Source organism: Pseudomonas typographi (assembly GCF_014694385.1).
GTDB lineage: Bacteria > Pseudomonadota > Gammaproteobacteria > Pseudomonadales > Pseudomonadaceae > Aquipseudomonas > Aquipseudomonas typographi.
Map to the genome: position 1 here is coordinate 1 of NZ_JAAOCA010000025.1, position 20572 is coordinate 20572.

Annotated in this window: 18 protein-coding genes; 8 read left to right on the forward strand and 10 right to left on the reverse strand. The window is 63.1% G+C overall.

The annotated features are described in order from the left end of the window. The first annotated feature begins 48 nt into the window (after positions 1 to 48). From HAQ05_RS18840 to HAQ05_RS18865, 6 genes are all read left to right on the forward strand, one after another. Positions 49 to 681: a TetR family transcriptional regulator gene (locus HAQ05_RS18840; protein WP_190423330.1), complete on the forward strand. Its 633-nt coding sequence runs from the start codon at positions 49 to 51 to the stop codon at positions 679 to 681. A gap of 154 nt (positions 682 to 835) precedes the next feature. Then, positions 836 to 1336: an urease accessory protein UreE gene (gene ureE, locus HAQ05_RS18845; protein WP_190423331.1), complete on the forward strand. Its 501-nt coding sequence runs from the start codon at positions 836 to 838 to the stop codon at positions 1334 to 1336. Continuing rightward, entirely contained in the window at positions 1333 to 2007 is a 675-nt protein-coding gene (locus tag HAQ05_RS18850) for an urease accessory protein UreF (protein WP_190423334.1), read from the forward strand. The genes ureE and HAQ05_RS18850 overlap by 4 nt, the downstream gene beginning before the upstream one ends. Before the next feature lie 10 nt (positions 2008 to 2017). Further along, positions 2018 to 2632, forward strand: a complete 615-nt coding sequence (gene ureG / locus HAQ05_RS18855; protein ID WP_190423336.1) for an urease accessory protein UreG — start codon at positions 2018 to 2020, stop codon at positions 2630 to 2632. Positions 2633 to 2656: 24 nt separating this feature from the next. After that, complete coding sequence (locus HAQ05_RS18860) at positions 2657 to 3229, forward strand: HupE/UreJ family protein (RefSeq protein WP_190423338.1); 573 nt, start codon at positions 2657 to 2659, stop codon at positions 3227 to 3229. Between the two features lie 60 nt (positions 3230 to 3289). Next, on the forward strand, positions 3290 to 4420 hold the full coding sequence (locus HAQ05_RS18865) for an AGE family epimerase/isomerase (RefSeq protein WP_190423340.1): 1131 nt from the start codon (positions 3290 to 3292) through the stop codon (positions 4418 to 4420). Here HAQ05_RS18865 and HAQ05_RS18870 read toward each other — a convergent pair. From HAQ05_RS18870 to HAQ05_RS18895, 6 genes are all read right to left on the reverse strand, one after another. Beyond that, entirely contained in the window at positions 4381 to 5142 is a 762-nt protein-coding gene (locus HAQ05_RS18870; protein ID WP_190423342.1) for an SDR family oxidoreductase, read from the reverse strand. The genes HAQ05_RS18865 and HAQ05_RS18870 overlap by 40 nt on opposite strands. Positions 5143 to 5736: 594 nt before the next feature. Further along, a complete protein-coding gene (locus tag HAQ05_RS18875; protein ID WP_190423344.1) occupies positions 5737 to 6453 on the reverse strand; it encodes an ABC transporter ATP-binding protein in 717 nt (238 codons plus the stop codon). Next, positions 6450 to 7325, reverse strand: a complete 876-nt coding sequence (locus tag HAQ05_RS18880; RefSeq protein WP_190423346.1) for an ATP-binding cassette domain-containing protein — start codon at positions 7323 to 7325, stop codon at positions 6450 to 6452. Before HAQ05_RS18880 ends, HAQ05_RS18875 begins: the two co-directional genes overlap by 4 nt. Continuing rightward, positions 7322 to 8599 (reverse strand): high-affinity branched-chain amino acid ABC transporter permease LivM, encoded by a 1278-nt coding sequence (gene livM / locus HAQ05_RS18885; protein WP_190423348.1) that lies wholly within the window; start codon positions 8597 to 8599, stop codon positions 7322 to 7324. Before livM ends, HAQ05_RS18880 begins: the two co-directional genes overlap by 4 nt. A 3-nt stretch (positions 8600 to 8602) precedes the next feature. After that, positions 8603 to 9517, reverse strand: coding sequence for an ABC transporter permease subunit (locus tag HAQ05_RS18890; protein WP_190423501.1), 915 nt, complete (start codon positions 9515 to 9517; stop codon positions 8603 to 8605). A 134-nt stretch (positions 9518 to 9651) separates the two neighbouring features. Beyond that, positions 9652 to 10788, reverse strand: a complete 1137-nt coding sequence (locus HAQ05_RS18895; RefSeq protein WP_190423350.1) for a branched-chain amino acid ABC transporter substrate-binding protein — start codon at positions 10786 to 10788, stop codon at positions 9652 to 9654. Between the two features lie 488 nt (positions 10789 to 11276). Here HAQ05_RS18895 and pncB point away from each other — a divergent pair, with 488 nt between their 5' ends. After that, a complete protein-coding gene (pncB, locus tag HAQ05_RS18900; RefSeq protein ID WP_190423352.1) occupies positions 11277 to 12473 on the forward strand; it encodes a nicotinate phosphoribosyltransferase in 1197 nt (398 codons plus the stop codon). Positions 12474 to 12522: 49 nt separating this feature from the next. Here pncB and azu read toward each other — a convergent pair whose 3' ends face one another. Beyond that, positions 12523 to 12972, reverse strand: a complete 450-nt coding sequence (azu, locus tag HAQ05_RS18905; protein WP_190423355.1) for an azurin — start codon at positions 12970 to 12972, stop codon at positions 12523 to 12525. A gap of 199 nt (positions 12973 to 13171) precedes the next feature. On the opposite strand from azu, the gene HAQ05_RS18910 reads away from it, so the two are divergent. Beyond that, complete coding sequence (locus HAQ05_RS18910; protein WP_190423357.1) at positions 13172 to 13759, forward strand: LOG family protein; 588 nt, start codon at positions 13172 to 13174, stop codon at positions 13757 to 13759. Between the two features lie 78 nt (positions 13760 to 13837). On the opposite strand, the gene HAQ05_RS18915 is transcribed toward HAQ05_RS18910, so the two are convergent. From HAQ05_RS18915 to HAQ05_RS18925, 3 genes are read right to left on the reverse strand one after another with little or no spacing between them, the layout of a single operon-like run. After that, complete coding sequence (locus HAQ05_RS18915) at positions 13838 to 14731, reverse strand: transglutaminase family protein (RefSeq protein ID WP_190423359.1); 894 nt, start codon at positions 14729 to 14731, stop codon at positions 13838 to 13840. Continuing rightward, positions 14731 to 17217, reverse strand: a complete 2487-nt coding sequence (locus tag HAQ05_RS18920) for a circularly permuted type 2 ATP-grasp protein (RefSeq protein WP_190423361.1) — start codon at positions 17215 to 17217, stop codon at positions 14731 to 14733. Before HAQ05_RS18920 ends, HAQ05_RS18915 begins: the two co-directional genes overlap by 1 nt. Positions 17218 to 17253: 36 nt before the next feature. Next, positions 17254 to 20436: a transglutaminase family protein gene (locus tag HAQ05_RS18925; RefSeq protein ID WP_190423363.1), complete on the reverse strand. Its 3183-nt coding sequence runs from the start codon at positions 20434 to 20436 to the stop codon at positions 17254 to 17256. Positions 20437 to 20572 lie beyond the last annotated feature (136 nt).

Genomic DNA, 20572 nt, shown 5'->3' on the forward strand with positions numbered 1-20572 from the left:
GTCCTTTGGTAAAATGCGCCCTTATTGCCCGCGCAAGCGCTCGTTGCCATGCATGCACGTTCAGAACAAAAACGCCAAACCCGCCAAGCGCTGCTTGAGGCCACCCTGCAACGGGTCGCCGACGGTAAGTCGTTCGCCAGTATCAGCCTGCGCGAAGTGGCCAAGGGTGCCGGTATCGTGCCCACGGGCTTTTATCGCCACTTTGCCGACATGGATAACCTTGGCTTGGCGTTGGTCCGGGAAGTGGGCGATGCGTTTCGCGACACCATTCGCCTGGTGCGCCATAACGAGCTTGAAATGGGCGGCCTCACCGATGCGTCGGTGCGGATCTTTCTCGACGCGGTACAGCACCACCGCAGCCATTTTCTGTTTTTGGCGCGCGAGCAATATGGCAGCTCCCCCCGCGTGCGCAGGGGCCTGCGGGCGTTGCGCTCGGACATCGGCTCAGACCTTGCGGCAGACCTGGCACGCATGCCACGCTGGCAACATCTGGACCGCCCGGCGCTAGAGCTGATGGCCGACCTGGTAGTCAAGACAGTGTTCGCGACCCTCCCAGAGTTGCTCGACCCTGAATACGCCGATGCCACCGGCATGAGCCCAGCGCAGAAGATCCGCCAGCAGCTGCGATTTATTTTCGTCGGCGCCAAACACTGGCCGGGCTTGGCACGACTTGCACCATAATGGTGCTATATACAATGCAACGCACCACGATAATTCATATATATGCCCTTTGATCAGGCATGCCTTGCCTTTTTTAAGGGGCTCGCCAAGGTACCCGGGGTTGGCAAGGCGATTGCTGTGCTAGCCCACAGAGCCTAGCCGGAAGCGCACACATATGTTGGTCATCCACCACCGGACCGCGGAAAAACCTGACTGGTCAGCCGAAATTCACCTCAACTACGAAGCACGTAGCAAAAGCCGGCTGCGCTGTTTTAGTGCCAGCGGCGAAGAGGTCGGGTTGTTTCTGGAACGCGGCCAGCCTCCGCTTCGCCACGGTGAATACCTTCAGGCGCAAGACGGGCGAATCGTAAAGGTATGCGCGTTGGCCGAAAAACTGTTGCACGTAACCTGCGCCAACAGTTTTGAATTGACCCGCGCCGCTTACCACCTGGGCAACCGCCATGTGGCCTTGCAAGTGGGCGATGGCTGGCTGCGCCTGTTGGACGACTACGTGCTCAAAGCCATGCTCGAACAGCTCGGCGCCCGCGTCGAAGCTATCGAGGCCCCCTTCCAGCCCGAACACGGCGCTTACGGCGGTGGTCACCACCACTCGCACCACGGCGACGAACAGTTCAATTATGCCCCGCGGCTGCATCAGTTCGGCGTGCGTACATGACCCCCGCCTGGGCCATGTTGCGTTTGGCCAGCCCGCAGTTGCCCATTGGCGGCTATAGCTATTCGCAAGGGTTGGAAATGGCCGTGGAACAGGGTTTGGTGAACAGCCCTGGCACCGCCGCCACTTGGTTGCGTGACCAACTGGCACTGAACCTGGCACGCTTCGAGGCGCCCTTGCTGCTCGCTCACTGCCAGGCGGCCCACCAAGGCGATTGGGCCCTGCTGGGCGTGCTTGCGGAGCAACACCGCGCCAGCCGTGAAACTCGCGAAATGCAGCTTGAAAGCCGGCAAATGGGTTATTCGCTGCGCCAGTTGCTCGAAGGCTTGCCGGAGCTGGATGCCCCCGCGCGGCGGTTTTTGCACGGTACCGCAGAGCCTCATTTGGCCCTGGGCTGGGCCTTGGCCGCCCGTGCCTGGGGGCTTGAGCCCAGCGAGGCGCTGGCCGCCTGGCTGTGGAGTTGGCTGGAAAACCAGCTGGCGGTACTGATGAAAACCCTACCCCTCGGCCAGCAGGCCGCGCAACGCCTGACCAGCGAGTTGCTGTCGGCCTTGCAGGCAGCACAACAGCAGGCTGAACACACCGACCCCGACCATGTGGGCAGCGCGCCCTTTGGCCTGGCTTTGGCGAGCATGGCGCATGAGCGCCAGTACAGCCGCCTGTTCCGTTCATGAGGAGAACATGATGAACACCCAACCCCTGCGCGTCGGCATCGGCGGCCCGGTGGGCTCCGGCAAAACCGCGCTGACCCTGGCCCTATGCCTGGCTTTGCGCGACCGCTACAACTTGGCGGTGGTGACCAACGACATTTACACCCGTGAAGACGCCGATTTTCTGGTGCGCAACCACGCCTTGGCGCCGGAGCGCATCATCGGCGTAGAAACCGGCGGTTGCCCGCATACGGCCATCCGCGAGGACGCGTCGATCAACCTCGAAGCCGTCGACCAGCTCAACCGGCGCTTCCCTGGCCTGGACTTGATCCTGGTCGAATCCGGTGGCGACAACCTCTCGGCCACCTTCAGCCCAGAGCTATCAGACCTTACCCTGTACGTGATCGACGTGTCGGCTGGCGACAAACTGCCGCGCAAGGGCGGCCCGGGTATCTGCAAATCGGATTTGCTGGTCATCAACAAAATCGACCTCGCCAGCCAGGTGGGTGCCTCGCTCGAACTGATGAACAGCGACACCACCCGCATGCGCGGCGGCAAGCCTTTTGTGTTCAGCAACCAGAAAACCGGCCAGGGCCTGCAGCAGATCATTGAATTCATCGAGCGCCAGGGCCTGCTTAATGCGGCCTGACACCCCTACAACAAGGATTTGCACATGACCTTTAAACAAGCATTTACCGGCCTCGCCTGGCTGCTCGCCCCCGCGCTGGCCTTTGCACACCCCGGCCACGGCGACAGCGGCCTGCTCGCCGGGGTAAGCCACCCCTTGGGTGGGCTGGACCACCTGTTGGCCATGCTTGCCGTCGGCCTTTGGGCGGCACAGCAGCAAGGCAAGGCACGTTGGCTGCTGCCTTGCACCTTCGTCGCAACCATGCTGCTGGGCGGGGTGCTAGGTTTTGAGGGCTGGCAGTTGCCGGCCATGGAAAGCGGCATCGCCGCTTCGGTACTGGCCCTGGGGCTGGCGGTCGCGCTCGCCGTTCGCCCACCACTGACCGTGGCCATGGCCGCTACCGCGCTGTTCGCGCTGTTCCACGGTGTGGCCCACGGCCTGGAATTACCGGCCATGAACAGCCCTTGGGCTTACGCCGCCGGGTTCGTCACCGCCACCGCTACCCTGCATGCCATAGGCTTCGCCGTGGTGCGCCTGCTGCCAAGGGCTGCTGCCCCGCTGGTGCGGCTGGCCGGTGTCGGCTCGGCCCTGGCTGGCGCCTGGTTGCTGGCAGGCTGAGCCTGCCGCGCGGGCAGGTATCTGTTACAGTGCGCGCTTTTGCCCCCTGCTGTGACGACCATGCCCGCCCTCACTCCCCGCGCTGAACTCGCCGCCACCTTCGCCCGCCTTCACGGCCACTTCCTGCAAACGGTGGTGCCGCTGTGGGAGGGCCCAGGCTGGAACGCCCAGATGCAATTGGCCTATGAGGCCCTGGGGCCAGACCTTGCCCCCGCCCCGGTGCAGCGCTACCGCGCCATGGCCTGCGCCCGCCAGCTATTCTTGTTCACCTCTCTGGCCCCCCGCGAAGGCGCAGCCAAGCGAGCTACGGCGCTGTTCAAGTCGCTCGGCGCGCATTTTGCCGACCCGGCTCACGGCGGCTGGTTTTATAGCATCGATGCCGCCGGGCAACCGCTGGATCGCAGCAAAGACCTCTATACCCATGCCTTTATCGTGTTCGCCACGGCCCACTACCTGGCCCTAACCCGCAGCCCGGCCGCCGGAGCGCAATTGGACAGCGCGCTGAAGGTGATTGCCACGCGCTTCGCCCGCGGCGATGGGCTGTACCAGGCAGCGCTGGCTGAAAACTGGGCCGACCTGGGCCAAGGGCCTTTGCAAAACCCGCTGATGCATTTGGCCGAAGCCTTCCTGGCGGTGCTCGAAGCGCGCCCGGATACCACCTGCGAGGCGGCCCTGGTGGCCCTGTGCGACGCGATGCTGGCGCGGTTCATCGACCCAGAGCACGGTGTGCTAATGGAAAAACCCTCGGGTAGCGCCGGCAATTGGTTCGAGCCAGGCCACCAGTTCGAATGGTATTACCTGCTCAAGGCCTCACCGCTGTTGCGTGAGCACCCCCTGTGCGCGCAGTTGGAAAACACCTTCAGCTACAGCGAGCGAATCGGCGTACACGGCGGCGATGTACTGGCGATGCTGGCGGCCAGCGGAGAGGTCAAAGACGGCACCCGGCGCATTTGGGCCCAGGCCGAGTACCTGCGCGCGCTCACGCTGCGCCCCGGTGCCGACACCCGAGTGCTGGCGCAACTGCAGCGCCTGCAGGGGCAGTTTTTGCACCCGGGGGGGTGGTACGAATGCCGTGACGCCCACGGCGCGGTGAGCCGCCACGACATGCCGTCCACCACGCCTTATCACCTGGCCACGGCGTATGCCGCCACTCAGCGGTTACGCTCGATCGCGAACCCCGCCCACGATTGACTCACCGGCATCACTTCGAGCCTGTTGATGTTGATGTGCGCCGGCTGGTTCATGATCCAGAAGATGGTATCGGCGATGTCTTGCGGCTGCACCGGCTCAGCGCCGGCATAGGTTGCATCGTACTTGCTTTGGTCGCCACCGAAGCGCACCAGCGAAAACTCGCTTTCGCACAGCCCCGGCTCCAAATTGGTGACTCGCACCCCAGTGCCCTGCAGGTCGCAGCGCAGGTTGAGCGAGAATTGCCCAACGAACGCCTTGCTAGCCCCGTACACGTGGCTGCCGGGGTAAGGGTAATTGCCGGCCACCGACCCCAGGTTGACGATACTGGCGCCACGGCCATGGGCAATCAGCCGTGGCAACAGCAGGCGGGTGGCGTAGATCAGCCCCTTGACGTTGGTGTCGACCATGGTTTCCCAGTCATCGAGGTCGCATTTCGGCGCCGGGTCGGTGCCCAGCGCCAGCCCGGCATTGTTGATCAAGCCGGTGAGTTTTTCGAAGCCAGCGGGCAGGCCGTCAATGGCGCGCTCCATGGCGGCGCGGTCACGCACGTCGAGCACCAGTGGCAGCACTTCTACCTGCTGCGCCAATTCGCTGGCCAGCGCCTGCAGGCGTTCCTCGCGGCGGCCGGTGAGCACCAGTGACCACCCCGCGGCCGCGAAGCGGCGGGCGCATGCCTCACCAAAGCCGGATGTAGCACCGGTAATAAAAACAGTGGAAGCCATCATGTTCTCCTCATAGGGGCACTGTACGCAGGGGCGACAGCATGCATCGCTCGGCACCGCGAGGCAAGGCAACCGCACAGGGCCTACCACGGTTTTCCCGCAGGTTATCCACAGAACAGTGCACACCCTTTGGGCGGCGATGGGTGCGCGTGCAACTGCCAGTGGCGTCGCGCAGAAAACGCCCCAGAAAAGTTTTTTTGTTGACGCCCGGCGTCGGGCGCTCATTCCGTTCTTGGGCCATTCAAGGGCCGTCGCGCTCAGCCCTTTGAAATGGCCGCCTAGGGGCATGTACTCATGGATTTCCCACAGAGTTATCCACAGGCCACAGCGGGGCGGCTACTGGATATCAAAACAGTTGACAACTGCGCTATTGCCTCACAAAAAACACGCTGTACAAAAAATAGCCAATTTTTTAGAACCCGCGGCTGGCGGGGCTTACAGCGGTATGCCACCAACTTGTTCACAGGCGATTCCACATAATGCGTGGACAACTCAGCCCGCAGAAAAAACCCTTTGAAACGCGCCAAAATGTCGCAGCCCAACATCGGTAGAAAAAGGTTTTCCACATTGGCCGCAGCGCCGTTGGAAGGCGCATCAATGGCCGCCGAGGTAGGCATTGCGCACTTCGTCGTTGGCCAATAGCTCCTTGCCGGTGCCGGCCATGCGGATCTGCCCGTTGACCATCACATAGGCGCGGTCCGACAGCTTCAGGGCATGGTTGGCATTTTGCTCTACCAAGAAAATCGTCATGCCCGTTTGCGCCAGCTCCCGCAGCGTCGCGAAGATTTGCTTGACCACGATAGGCGCAAGCCCCAGCGAAGGCTCATCGAGCAACAGCAGCTTGGGCCGGCTCATCAATGCACGGGCGATGGCAAGCATCTGCTGTTCGCCCCCGGACATCGTCATGGCCCGCTGGTTGCGGCGCTCTTTCAAGCGCGGGAACAACTCGAACATCCGCTGCATGTCTTGGCTGGCGTGCTTATCGCCAATGGGGATGGTGCCCATCAGCAGGTTTTCTTCCACGGACATGTCCGGGAACACGCGCCGCCCTTCCGGCGACTGAGCGATCCCGTTAGCGGCAATGTAATGCGGCGTTTTTCGCGTGATGTCGGTGCCCTGGTACAGGATCTGCCCAGCGGCGGCCCGGGGCTGGCCGAAGATCGACATCAGCAGGGTGGATTTACCCGCGCCGTTGGAGCCGATCAGGCTTACCGTTTCGCCCGGGGCGATGTGCAGCGACACCTTTCTCAGCGCCTGGATCGGCCCGTAGAACACATCCACATCCTTGAATTCGAGGATCGGTGTACTCATGCCACTTCCTCCTCGTCTGCACCCAGGTAGGCGGCGATCACCTTCGGGTCGTTGCGGATGGCTTCGGGTTTGCCGGCGGCAATCACATTGCCGTGGTCCAGTACCACGATGTCATCGGAAATGCTCATCACCATGCCCATATCGTGCTCGATCAGTACCACCGTCATGTCGTGGTGATCGCGCAGGTGCCGGATCATGCCACTGAGCGCTTCGGTTTCTTGTGGGTTCAGGCCGGCGGCGGGCTCGTCCAGGCAGATGATCTGCGGGCGCGTGCACATGGCGCGGGCGATCTCCAAGCGGCGTTGCTGGCCGTAAGACAACTCACCGGCCAAGCGGTTGGCGCTGTCGACCAGGTCGACCACCTCCAGCCAATAGAACGCCGTGTCGAGGGCACTGCCTTCGGCCTTGCGGTAGCCCTTGGTATTGAAAATACCCGCCAGCAAGTTGCGGTTGACCCACATGTGCTGGGCCACCAATAGGTTCTCGACCACGGACATTTCTTTGAACAGGCGAATGTTCTGGAAGGTGCGGGCCATACCGGCCCGGTTTACCAAGTGGGTACCGCCAAACATTTTGTAGTACACACGGCTGGCAAAGCGTGAAGGCGAGACGAAATCCGGGCCCTCGAAGGGGCCGCCGAGCAGCCTGAGCACGTTGACCTCGCCGCCTTTCGCATTGAGGTGGATGTTGCCCGCGGTGGCACGGTAAAAGCCGGTAAGGCAGTTGAATACCGTGGTCTTACCGGCCCCGTTGGGCCCGATCAGGGCAAAAATCGAATTGCGTTTTACCTTCAGGTTCACGTCCGACAAGGCCTTGATACCGCCGAAGTGCATCATCAGGTGCTCGACCGAAAGAATGATATCGTCGCTCATGGCGCCACCCCTTTACGCAGCGCCACACCGGTGCGGCTGACACGGATCAACCCACGGGGCCGCCATATCATCATCAGCACCATCAGCATGCCGAACAGCAGCACACGGTAATCGGCAAAGCTGCGCAGCAACTCCGGTGCCGTGCTCAGCACGAACGCAGCGATCACCACCCCCACCGTTGACCCCATGCCGCCCAGCACCACGATGGCCAGAATCAGCGCAGACTCGAAAAAGGTGAACGAGGTGGGGTTCACAAAGCCTTGGTAACTGGCGAAGAACACCCCGGCGATGCCAGCGGTGGAGGCGCCGAGGGTGAACGCTGAAAGCTTGACCAGCACGTGGTTCAGGCCCATGGCGCGGCAGGCGATTTCGTCTTCGCGCAGCGCCTCCCAGGCACGGCCCACCGGCATGCGGGTAAGGCGGTGCTTCACGTACAGCACCAAGAGCACGATCAAGAACAGCACCGCATAAAGGAAGATGAATTTGGCGTTTGCGTTGTATTCGAAACCAAAGAACTCGTGGATCGGCACACCGCCGTCCTTGGCCCGGCGGCCAAATTCGAGGCCCAAAAAGGTCGGCGACGGCACCGGCACGCCGTTGGGGCCGCCGGTAAAGTCGAGCCAGTTGTTCAGTACCAAGCGGATGATCTCACCGAACCCCAGGGTCACGATCGCCAGGTAGTCGCCGTGCATACGCAGCACCGGAAAACCCAGAATACAACCCGCCAATGCCGCAGCGATGGCCGCTAGCGGAATGGCCGACCAAAAGCCCAGCCCCAGATATTGGTAACCCAGCGCCAAGCCATACGCACCAATGGCGTAGAACGCCACATAACCGAGATCTAGCAGGCCCGCCAGGCCCACCACGATGTTCAGCCCAAGGCCCAGCAGCACGTAGATCAAGCCGCCAATCACCACCACCAATAGGTATTTGCTGGCAAACACCGGGAACACCAGGGCAACCACGATCAGCAGCGGAATGATCCAGCGCAACCGCGATTTGTAATCTGGCTGGCGCACGTGCACGCCGGCGCCGCCGCTTTCCAGGCCGTGCAGCATCGCCGCGCCACGGGGGGTCTGCAAGAACACACTGAGCACGCCACGTCCGACCATCACCGCCAGCACCATCCAGGCCACACGGGAAGGTTGCAGGTTGAAGCTGTAACCGTCGAGCACCACGCCGACGATGGGGCCGAACACGATCAGCGCCATCAGGGCGGCGACCACCACATCGATGGCGACTTTCTTGAAGTCGATAGGGGTTGAAGTGGCCATGGCTTACACCTTCGTCACCAGCGGGCGGCCCAGCAGGCCTTGGGGGCGGAAGATCAGGATCAGCACCAGCAGGCCGAAACTGAACACGTCTTTGTAGTCGGAGTTGACCAACCCGGAGAATTGCGACTCGGCAACACCGAGGATCAACCCGCCCAGCATTGCCCCCGGCAACGAACCAATGCCGCCCAGCACCGCGGCGGTGAAGGCTTTGATACCGATGATGAAGCCTGCATAAAAGTCGAAGGTGCCGTAGTTCATGGTCACCAGCACGCCGGCCAGCGCGGCCATGGCCGCGCCAATGATGAAGACGTAAGAGATCACCCGGTCGGTATTGATCCCGAGGATCGAAGCCATCTTGCGATCTTGCTGCGTGGCGCGGCACATGCGCCCCAGCTTGGTGTATTTGATGATGTAGGTCAGCACCGCCATGCCCACGAACGCGGCGATGATGATGAACAATTTGGTGAAGCTGATTTGCACGAACCCCTTGGCAAAGTCGAAACGCCAACCGCCTTCGAGCAGGGTGGGTACCCCCTGTTGACGCGAACCCTGGGCGATCTGTACATAGTTCTGCAGGATCAAGGAAATACCGATGGCACTGATCAAGGGTGCCAGGCGAGTGGAATTGCGCAGCGGCTTATAGGCCACCCGCTCGATCACCAAGCCGTAAACGGCGGTGACCACGATGGTGAAAATCAACGTGCCGAGGATCAGGAAGGGGAACGATTCCAAGCCGAAGTACGACAACACCGCCAAGCCGATCGCGGCCAGGTAGCACGACACCATGTATACGTCGCCGTGGGCGAAGTTGATCATGCCAATGATGCCGTACACCATCGTGTAGCCGATGGCGATCAAACCGTAGACAGACCCCAGGGTCAGCCCGTTGATCATTTGTTGCAGGAAAATACCGTCCATCATGCGCTCTCGTGAACGTAGTGGGCTGCCGCCGACATGTGCAGGGAAACGGCCCAGTCACAAGGCCGGCGGCGGTCAGGCGATTACAGCGAGGGCAGGCGCACAGCGGTTGGGGCAGCGCGCCCGGGCAGCGGTTATTTTTGTTTGTCCAGTTGCTTGTACTTGCCGGCGGCATCCCACTGGTACATCACGTAGTCCGAGACTTTCAGGTCCCCCTTGGAGTCCCAGCTTTTCTCCCCCATCACCGTGTTGACCGAATGAGCCTTCAGCCATTTGGCGGCATCCTCGCCCTTGGTGGACTTGGCACCGGCAAAACCGGCCGCCAGGGCCTGGACTGACGCGTAGGCGTACAGGGTATAGCCTTCCGGCTCGTAGCCCGACTTGCGGAACTCGTCCACCACTGTTTTGGAACCTGGCAACAGGCGCGGGTCGGCACCGAAGGTCATGTACACACCATCGACGAATTGCGCGCCACCTGCGGTGGTCACGAAGTCATCGGTCACGATGCCGTCGTCGGATACGAATTTCACATCCTTCAGGCCCTGCTCGCGCAGTTGCCGAACCAACGGGCCGGCCTCTGGGTGCAGGCCGCCGAAGAACACCACTTCGGCACCCGAAGCGCGGATCTTGGTGACCAGGGCGCTGAAGTCTTTCTCGCCGCGGGTCAAACCCTCTTCCAGGATCGGCTTCACGCCGCGCTTGGTCAGTTGGGCGGAGGTGGCGTCGGCCAGGCCCTTGCCGTAGGTGTCTTTGTCGTTGATCACCGCGACCTTCTTGGCCTTGAGTATGTCGACGATATAATCGCCGGCCACGATGCCTTGTTGGTCATCGCGCCCGCACATGCGCAGCATCGCGGTAAGGCCGCGCTCGGTCACTGTGGGGTTGGTCGAGCCCGGGGTGATGGCGATCACCCCGGCGTCGGCATAGACCTCGGAAGCCGGAATGGTCGAAGACGAGCAGAAGTGCCCGACCACGCCAACCACTTTGTCCTGGTCGACCAATTTGTTGGCCACCGCCACTGCCTGCTTCGGCTCGCAGGCATCGTCCCCGGGCACCAGTACGATTGTGTCGCCGTTCACGCCGCCGGCGGCGTTGATGGCATCGGCCGCAGCCTGGGCACCCTTCATATACTGTTGGCCGAACGTCGCGTTGGCGCCCGTCATGGGCCCCGCCACGCCGATTTTAAGATCAGCCTGGGCCAAGCCGGTGGTGCCCAGCGCTGCGGTAACAGCAAGCGCCAAGAAGCCTTTCTTGTAAAACGTTTGCGACATGAGTGGTGCTCCTAATCATTATGGTTGGCACAACAACTTAAGCCTGATCGGCCGAGCAAGCGGCGTGCCAGGCCCTTTTTGCCAGCATGCCGGTTTGCACACCCACAGGGCCAAATTGCCCCGGCCGCCCCGGCGGAACGGGCGGTGCAACCGTTCGCATTAGCGAAGGTGCAACCAAACATCAGGGAATGCGCAACTTAGCGCCGCCACCACTGCAACCTTGCAGGTGGGCGAAGCGCAACCACCGTGTAACACTATGCGTAACGTAACTGCACAGTCACGGTGCAGGTTTGCCGGGCAGCGCACCATTTGGATCACAACCGTAACGCCTTGACCTGGGGCGCACGCCGCAGGCACCCCGCCACGGCATACGCCGCGCCCCAGCGCGGGGCAGCGGCAAAAAGTGCTGGCCTAAGCGGCCCAAGGTGTGCCCAACTGTGCCCCTTGGTACATGCCTCTATACGACGTTTTCACCCCGCGGAGCCTTCATGATCGATAGCCCCTTTGCCGATCGCCTAGTCCAGAACCTGCTCGACACCGACCTTTACAAGCTGTCGATGATGCAGGCCGTACTGCACAACTACCCCAACGTGGAGGTGGAATGGGAGTTTCGCTGCCGCAACGGGGAAGACTTGCGGCCGTACCTCAGTGAGATACGCGTTCAACTGGAACGGTTGAGCGACTTGGCGCTGGCGGATGACGAAATGGCCTTCCTCGAAAGCATCAGCTTCATGAAACCGGACTTCCTGCGGTTTCTGCGGCTGTTTCGCTTCAACCTGCGCTACATCCAAACCGGCGTGGAAGACGACCAGTTGTTCATTCGGCTGCGCGGGCCATGGCTGCACGTGATCCTTTTCGAGGTGCCGCTGCTGGCCACGGTCAGTGAGGTACGTAACCGCTACCTACACCCGGGCGTGCGCGTCAGCGACGCCGTCGACCACTTGCACAGCAAGTTCGACTGGCTGCGCCGCCAGGCCACCAGCGATGAGTTGGCAGGCCTGCAGTTGGCCGATTTCGGAACCCGCCGGCGGTTCTCCTACCCCGTGCAAGAAGCCGTGGTGAAAACGCTCAAGCAAGACTTCCCGGGCCGCTTCGTCGGCACCAGCAACATGCACTTGGCGCGCATACTCGACCTCAAGCCGTTGGGCACCATGGCCCACGAATGGGTGATGGCCCACCAGCAACTGGGCCCCAGGCTGATCGACAGCCAGATCGCCGCCCTGGATTGCTGGGTGCGCGAGTACCGCGGCCTACTGGGCATCGCGCTGACCGACACGATTACCATGGACGCGTTTTTGCGCGACTTCGATTTGTACTTCGCCAAGCTGTTCGACGGCCTGCGCCATGACTCGGGCGACCCGCTGCTGTGGGCAGAAAAAGCCATCGCCCATTACCGGCGGCTGGGGATCGAGCCCCTGAGCAAAACCCTAGTGTTCTCCGACAGCCTGGACCTGAAGAAAATGCTCGGCATCTACCGCGCGTTGCATGAGCGCATCAACGTAAGCTTTGGCATCGGCACCAGCCTCACCTGCGACATCCCCGGCGTGCGGCCGATGAGCGTGGTCATGAAAATGACCGACTGCAATGGCGAGCCGGTGGCAAAAATCTCTGACGAAGCCGCCAAGACACAATGCCGGGATGAGAACTTCGTGTCTTATTTGCGGCATGTGTTCAAGGTCGTTTGAAGCCGATGCCTCAACGGCAGGCGCAGCTCGGTTCAGCGGGGCGCCCGCGTCACTCTACAAGCTTCAGGGTGCCCTTCATCCGCGAGATATGCGCCGGGTAGCTGCAAAAGAAGGTGTATTGCTCGGCCGGGTCCAGCGCTCTGACGTTGAAGGTCACTGAATCCTCCTCGCCGGCGCCGATCAGCTTGGTATGGGCAATGACTCGGGCGTCATCGGGCTTGAGGTAGTTATGGGCGAAACCGGCCTCCATGCCGTCGATGCTCACCGGTTGGGCATCGCTGCTTTTGCTCAGCACCCAGTTGTGCCCCATCACTTGCACGGGCAAACCGCCGGAGTGGGTCAAGTGCACGGTAAAGGTGGTGCATTGCTTGCTGACCTCGATGTGGTCCGTGTCGAAGGTCATGATGTCGGTGGAATCCACCGTGGTTTCGCAGGTAGCGGCGAAGGTGGTAATACTGGCCAAGCACAACGACGCCAGCAGGCAAGCTTTAACGAACATCAGCCTCTCCAGAGCCTCGCTCGGCTCTATCAGTTTTAATGAAACAATCAATAGGCTTAATCATGCCTATGGTGGCTACCGCGAACAACACCTTCAACGCGCAAGCCCATCATGACCGTGGTTTGCCCCGTGTATGCCGCGGCGCTTTTGCGCAGCATGTTCGCGCGTTACGCTGTGCAGCCTGTACGGGAGTGACCTTATGGCTTTGAAATCGATCTGTGTGTTCTGTGGCGCCAGCAGTGGTGCCAACCCCGCCTACCGCGAAGCCGCCACCCAGTTGGGCCGGCAGTTGGCGCAGCGTGGGCTGACGCTCGTTTACGGCGGCGGCAAGGTGGGCTTGATGGGGGTGGTGGCCGACGCCGCCCTGGCCGCGGGTGGCGAAGTGGTCGGCATCATTCCACAGGCCCTGAAAGCCTTGGAAGTCGGCCACGGCGGGCTTACCCGGCTAGAGGTGGTTGACGGCATGCATGCGCGCAAAGCCCGCATGGCAGAGCTGGCTGACGCCTTCGTCGCCCTGCCGGGCGGTTTGGGCACGCTCGAAGAGCTTTTCGAGGTATGGACCTGGGGCCAATTGGGTTACCACGGCAAGCCGCTGGGCTTGCTCGAGGTCAACGGTTTTTTCGACAAGCTCACCGGTTTTCTCGACCACCTGGTACAGGAAAACTTCGTGCGCCAACCCCACCGCGACATGCTACAAGTTCGCGAAGACGCCGACGCGCTAATAGACGCGCTGGCGCAGTGGCAGCCGACGGTGCTGCCGAAGTGGGCGGATCGGGCGCCGGATTGATTCATCGGCCGATAGGGCCAGCAGCGGCAACACGGCGGGGCAGCAAAAGGCACGGTAAACCATTGTGCAGCCACATTCTCAGCCTACCGGTATCACCGTCACCCTCACCTCCGGGTCATGGTGGCCGCCGCCCAGGATTACCCCACGCAGCGGGGACACGTCGGAAAAATCCCGCCCCCAAGCCAGGGTGATATGTTCAAGGCTGGGCTGCACATTGTTGGTGGGGTCGAAATCGACCCAGCCGCTTACCGGGCAGAACACCGACACCCAGGCGTGCGAGGCATCGGCGCCAACCAACCGCGGTTTGCCAGCAGGCGGCTGGGTTAGCAGGTAACCGCTCACGTACCGCGCCGCCAGCCCGCGCGCGCGCAGGCACGCCAGCATCAGGTGGGCGAAGTCCTGGCACACGCCGCGGCGCTGCTGCAGCACCTCGAGCAGCGGTGTGGCCACTTGGGTCGCCGTGTGGTCGAAGGTGAATTCGGCGAAAATCTTTTCCATCAGCGCCTGGGCGCCTTCCAGCAATGGCCGGCCTGGGGGGAAGCAACTGTCGGCGAACGCCACGAAGTTTTTCTTCAGGCGCACATAGGGCGACTCGAAACGAAACCGGCAGGCCTTGAGCAGGTCTGGGCCCACCGGCGCGCTGCTATAGCTCAATGCCGCGCGGGCCACCTCCCACGCCGGCGAGGCGCTAAAATCACGGGCCTCGCGGGCCAGCACGTCCACGACCAGTTGCGCGGTCACCGCCAGCGCGTCGTGTGGTCGCTCGAAGGCCAAGCGGGTCAACGGGTTACCAAACACGTCGAAGCCGTCGGTGCGCTGGCTCGGCAGAGGGGCGACCACCAGTTGCTGTTCGCGGCACAGTTGCCAGGCGCAGGGGCGCGGCCACAGATGGGCCAGTTGCTGGGCGAGCGATACCGTGCTGGAGTATTGGTAATGGGTTTCGTGATGGACATGATAGCGCGCGTGTTTCATCAGACCGACACCGTTCCGTGGCTGACGCCGTCGACATGGGCGAAGTGGCGCAGCGCCAGGCGGTCGGAAATACGCGCGCTGGCCTCGACGATATCGCCCAACAGCTCGGCCAGGCCCTCAAGCACCGCCTGGGTGCTGGCGACACCGAACAACGAATACTCAAGCGTGCCCAAGTCGAAATGCCCCAGCCGCTCGATCAGCGGCTTGAGGGTTTTGTCGCGCGGGGTAGAAAGGTCGTCGGCCAGGCGCCGCAACGAGCTGCCGAGCAACTTGATTTGAAACAGCACCGCGTGGGGGTTTTGGTCGTCGAGCAGCAGCAGGTCCAACACCGGGATCAACTGGGGCTCGGCCAAGTATCGCGAACGGTAGGTGATGCTGCTATTGCCCAGCTCCAGCAACCAGCCCAGGTTAGGCGCCTCGAACGCGGCCGGCTGGCGTACGAACGCCGCCAGGCTGGTACTTAAGGTTTGCAGGCGCTCGATACGCCGGCCGACCATCAGGAACCGCCAGCCTTCGTCTCGGGTCATGTCGTCCAAGGCAAAGCCGGACAGCGCGGCCAGCGACATCAGCAGGCGATTGAGAAAATCCAGCACCTCGCCCAATGCCGGGGTGTCACCGTCCAACGTCTCCACGTCGCGCTGCAGCTCGACCAAGGCGTGCCAGTTTTCCCGCGACAGCTTGCCCCGCACCTGTGCGGCCGCCCCATGCAGGCTGCGCAGGTTCGCGTGCAGGCTGAACGCCCAGCCCGGATCGAGTAGCGCCACCAGCAGGCGGCTTTGCAGGTCGCCCTCTTCAGGCAATAACTTCAGGCGCTCGGCCAGAGCCACCGCGCCGGCCAACGCCTGGGGGTCGTCGTCTTCGACATAGCGCGCCAGGATAATCCGCAGCAAGCGGGCGATGCCGTCGCAGCGTTCACAATAGCGGCCGAACCAGAACAGGTTTTCTACCACCCGCGAGGGCAAATAAGGGTCGCGCCGCACCAGGTCGGAAAGCCCGAGGGTTCGCTGCGCGCGCCATTGCTCCAAGCCGCCCGCGCCTTCGCCGAGCACCCAGGTGTCTTTGCTGGCGCCGCCGCGCTGCATGGCGATCACCTCGGCATCGGCCATGCCGGCGACGCGGGTCAACCCACCCGGCAGTACGCGGTAGCCATCCTCACTGGCCACGGCATACACGCGCATGCCAATCGCCCGCGGCAGCAGTACGCCAGCATCGGCCTGCCACACAGGGGCCTGGGACAACTGGGCGATTTCCTGAGCCACGTAGGCATAGGGCCGGCCCTGAATGCGCTCCACCAGCGCCTGGCGCCGCTTGGCGCTTAAGTCCCGGCCGAACACCGGGGCGAAGCTTTGCGAGGTAAATGCCGCCCTGAACACTAAGCTGTCGAGCTTTTGCAGCGCTTGGTCCATCACCGGCGGTTCGCCGCACCACCACGTCGCTACCGAGGGTAGCTTCAGCGGCTCGCCAAACAAGTGCTCATTGACCTTTGGCAAAAAACCCAGCAAACCCGGCGACTCCAGCACGCCGCTGCCCAGCGCATTGGCCACCAATACGCGGCCCAGGCGCACCGCCTGCAGCAGGCCGGGCACGCCCAAGGCCGAATCGGTACGTAGCTCCAGCGGGTCACAAAAAACGTCGTCGAGCCGGCGCAGGATCGCATGCACGCGGCGCAGGCCACCGAGCGTTTTAAGGTACACGGTGGCATCGCGCACGGTCAGGTCGCCGCCTTCGACCAGCGGGAAACCCAACTGGCGCGCCAGGTACAGATGCTCGAAATAGCTTTCGTTGAAGCGCCCCGGCGTGAGCACCACCACCAACGGCGCTTCATGGCCATGGGGGGCCAGGCGCGAGAGGGTTTCTTGCAGTGTGCGGAAGAACCCCGTGAGGTGGCGAACCTGCAGGTCACGGTAAAGATCGGGAAATGCCCGCGACACGATCTGGCGGTTCTCCAGCGCGTAACCGGCGCCCGAAGGGGCCTGGGTACGGTCGGCGGTCACCCACCAACGGCCGTCGGGGGTGCGCGCCAAATCCACCGCGTACACGTGCAGGTAGATGCCGCCAGGCGGCTGGATGCCCTGGCATGGCCACAGGAAATGGCTGTGCCCATACACAAGCTCCGGCGGCAGCAGGCCCTTGCTTAACAGGTGTTGCGGGCCGTAGAGGTCGGCCAGCACCGCGTTGAGCAAGGTCGCCCGCTGCGCCACACCCTCGGCCAGGGCATCCCATTCGCTGGCGTCGATCAGGTTGGGTAGCAGGTCGAGTTCCCAGGGGCGGTCGGCGCCCTTGGGGTCGGCGTAAACATTGTAGGTAACGCCGTTTTCCTGAATTTGCCGGGCCAGCAACGCTTGCCTATGGTTAAGCTGCGCCGGCGTCATGCGCTGCAGGCGCTCGAACAGGCGGCGCCAGTGCGGGCGCACGCTGCCATCGCTCTGGAGCATCTCGTGATAGGTCCCCGCCGTCAGCGGATATCGGTCAAGCAGGTCTGGCATGGGGGGCTCGGCAGCAATTCAGTGACAGGCTGCCCCTTAGGGGCAGCGCATATCGAGGGTCATCGGCCACAGCGGGTTGATCTGAAGGGCGGGCACAGCTATGGCACCGGGAGTGTGCCCGAGGCGGAAGAAACGCGCCAGCCGGCGGCTCTCGGCTTCATTGGCATTGACCGGAAAGGTTTCGTAGTTGCGCCCCCCTGGGTGCGCCACATGGTACTGGCACCCGCCCAACGAGCGCTGCATCCAAGTGTCGACCAGGTCGAACACCAGCGGTGCGTGCGGAACGATGGTCGGTTGCAGCGCGCTGCTTGGTTGCCACGCCCGGTAACGCACGCCGGCGACGAACTCGCCCACCGTGCCGGTGGGGCGCAACGGCACCGGCCGGCCGTTGCAGGTGAGCACGTAGCGTTCCGGTGGCAGCCCGCTGAGCTTGACCTGCAAACGCTCCAGTGACGCATCTATATAGCGCATGCCGCCGCCAGCGACGCCCTCCTCGCCCAGCAAATGCCAGGGCTCCAGCGCGCGGCGCAGCTCCAGCTCGATGCCCGCCACCGCATAATCGCCCAGCTTCGGAAAGCGAAACTCGTGGTGCACATCGAACCAGCCGGCGTCAAAGGCATAACCGGCCTGGCTCAGCTCGGCAAGCACGTCGGCGAAATCCTGGGCGATAAAATGCGGCAGCATGAAGCGATCATGCAGCTCGGTACCCCAGCGCGCCAAGCGCGCCGGTGCATAAGGGCTTGCCCAGAACCGCGCGACCAGAGCGCGCAGCAGCAACTGCTGGGCCAGGCTCATGCGTGCATGGGGCGGCATCTCGAACGCGCGCACGGTCAACAGGCCCAACTGCTCGTGGCTGTTGCCTGTCGGGTAAAGTTTATCGATGCAGAACTCTGCCCGGTGGGTGTTGCCGGCCGCATCGGCCAACAGGTGGCGCAGCAGCCGGTCGACCAGCCAGGGCGGGCAGGGGGCACCGGCCTCGGGCATCTGCGCAAAGGCAACCTCCAGCTCGTACAGCGCATCGCCGCGGCCTTCATCGATGCGCGGCGCCTGTGAGGTGGGGCCAATGAACAGCCCCGAGAACAGGTACGACAGCGACGGGTGGTTATGCCAATAGCTGACCAGGCTGCGCAGCAGGTCGGGCCGCCGCAAAAAAGGCGAAGCGGCGCGCGTGGCGCCGCCCAGGGCGAAATGGTTGCCACCGCCGGTGCCGGTGTGCCGGCCGTCGATCATGAATTTTTCGCTGGCCAGCCGGCACTGGCGGGCCTGCCCGTAAAGGAATTCGGTGCGCTCGACCAACTCGCCCCAGCGTCCGCTGGGGTGAATGTTCACCTTGATCACGCCAATGTCTGGGACCACACGGAAGCTGACCAGCCGTGGGTCCGGTGGTGGCTCGTAGCCTTCTAGCAACACCGGGCAGCCCAGGGTTTCGGCGCTGGCTTCGATGGCCTGCACCAAGGTCAGGTAATCGTCCAGGTGCGCCAAGGGTGGCATGAAGATGTACAGCCTGCCGCCCCGAGGTTCGGCGCACAACGCCGTGCGCACCGGCGCTGCTTCCTCATCTAGGGCTGCTGGCTGCTGCAAAGGGTCGCTGGCCTCGGCCACCCAGGGCTGCGGAGCCAGGGGCAAGCGATAGCCCAGGGCAGAGTCGCCCGGCACCAACCAACAGTTGCCGTCGCCCTTGTACCAACGGCTGGTGAGCCAGCGCCCGGCAGCGCTGCGCGCCAGGGGCAGTACCTGCCCGGCGGCCCCGCCCCCGCCCTCGGAAAACACCGCGCGCAGGCGGCCGCGCGCCTGGTCATCGGCTGCTGGCAAGTGTTGCGGGTTCACGTCGGCCGGTAAGCGCGCTTCGCGCCAGCGGTAATACTGGGTGTCTTCGAAGGCCGGAAACGCCGCGTGCGCCGGCAACCCCAAGCGCTCGGCGACCTGTACAAGGAATTCAGCAGCCAACGTGCTGGTGGCGCCATAGTCGCGCTGCTCATTGGCAATCAACTGCCCGTTGTGCCAGATCGGTTCGCCGCTCGCCTGCCAAAAGCAGTTCAGCGACCACCTCGGCAAGGGTTCACCTGGGTACCACTGGCCCTGGCCGCAATGCACCAGGCCCTGTGGCGCATAGTGCTGGCGCAGGCGATGGTAAAGGTCACTGGCCAGGCGCCGCTTGTTTGGGCCAAGGGCAGTAGCGTTCCACTCGGCGCCGTGCGGGTCGTCGACCGAGACGAAGGTGGGCTCGCCGCCCATGGCCAGGCGCACATCCTGTTGCTCCAGGGCGGCGTCGATGTGTTCGCCCAAGGCCAGGATGCCTGCCCACTGCTGCTCGCTGTAGGGTTTGCTTGCCCGGGGTGCCTCCCAGATCCGCTGCACCGACATCTCGTGGGAGAACTCGCATTCACAGGGTTCGACCGCGCCGGTGATTGGCGCCGCCGAGGTGGGCGCAGGGCTGCAAGCCAGAGGGATGTGGCCTTCACCGGCGAACATCCCGGAAGTGGCGTCCAGGCCGATCCAGCCCGCGCCCGGTAAGTAAACCTCGCACCAGGCGTGCAGGTCGGTGAAGTCCACGTCGGTGCCGGATGGGCCGTCCAGCGCCTCGACGTCAGCGGCAAGCTGGATCAAATAGCCAGACACGAATCGCGCGGCCAACCCCAGGTGGCGTAGCACCTGCACCATCAACCAGGCCGAGTCGCGGCAGGAGCCGCGCCCCAGCTCAAGGGTTTGCTCCGGTGTTTGCACCCCTGGCTCCATGCGGACCAAGTAGCGCACATCGGTGCTCACCCGCTGGTTCAACTCGACCAAAAACTCCACCGTAGGCCGTGGCGTGCGGCTGATGCGGGCCAGGTAAGCCTGTAACGGCGCCGTCAACGGCAAGGTTTCCAGATAGGGCGTCAGTTCCCGGCGTTCATCGGCGCCATAGCTAAATGGGCAATACTCGGCGTAAGGCTCGAGGAAAAAGTCGAAGGGGTTGAACACCGCCATTTCAGCGACCAGGTCGACATCGATGCGTAACTGCTCGGCTTTTTCAGGGAACACCAAACGCGCCAGGTAATTACCTTGAGGGTCCTGCTGCCAATTGATGAAATGCTCGCGCGGCTCGACGGTCAGCGAATACGAAAGTATCCGCGTGCGGCTGTGGGGTGCCGGGCGCAACCGCACGATCTGCGGCCCAAGCGCAACCGCTCGGTCATAGCGGTAATGGGTGACGTGGTGCAACGCGACATGGATCGACACAGCGTGCCTCCTGCAGGGGCAGAGCATTAAGGCCGCGCAAGAGTTATGCCATGGGCAAACGTGTGCGGCGGCACCTGCCTCAGCTAAGCACAGCGCCACGAAGGTGCCAGCAAAGGCAACGTTATGCTGCCAATGC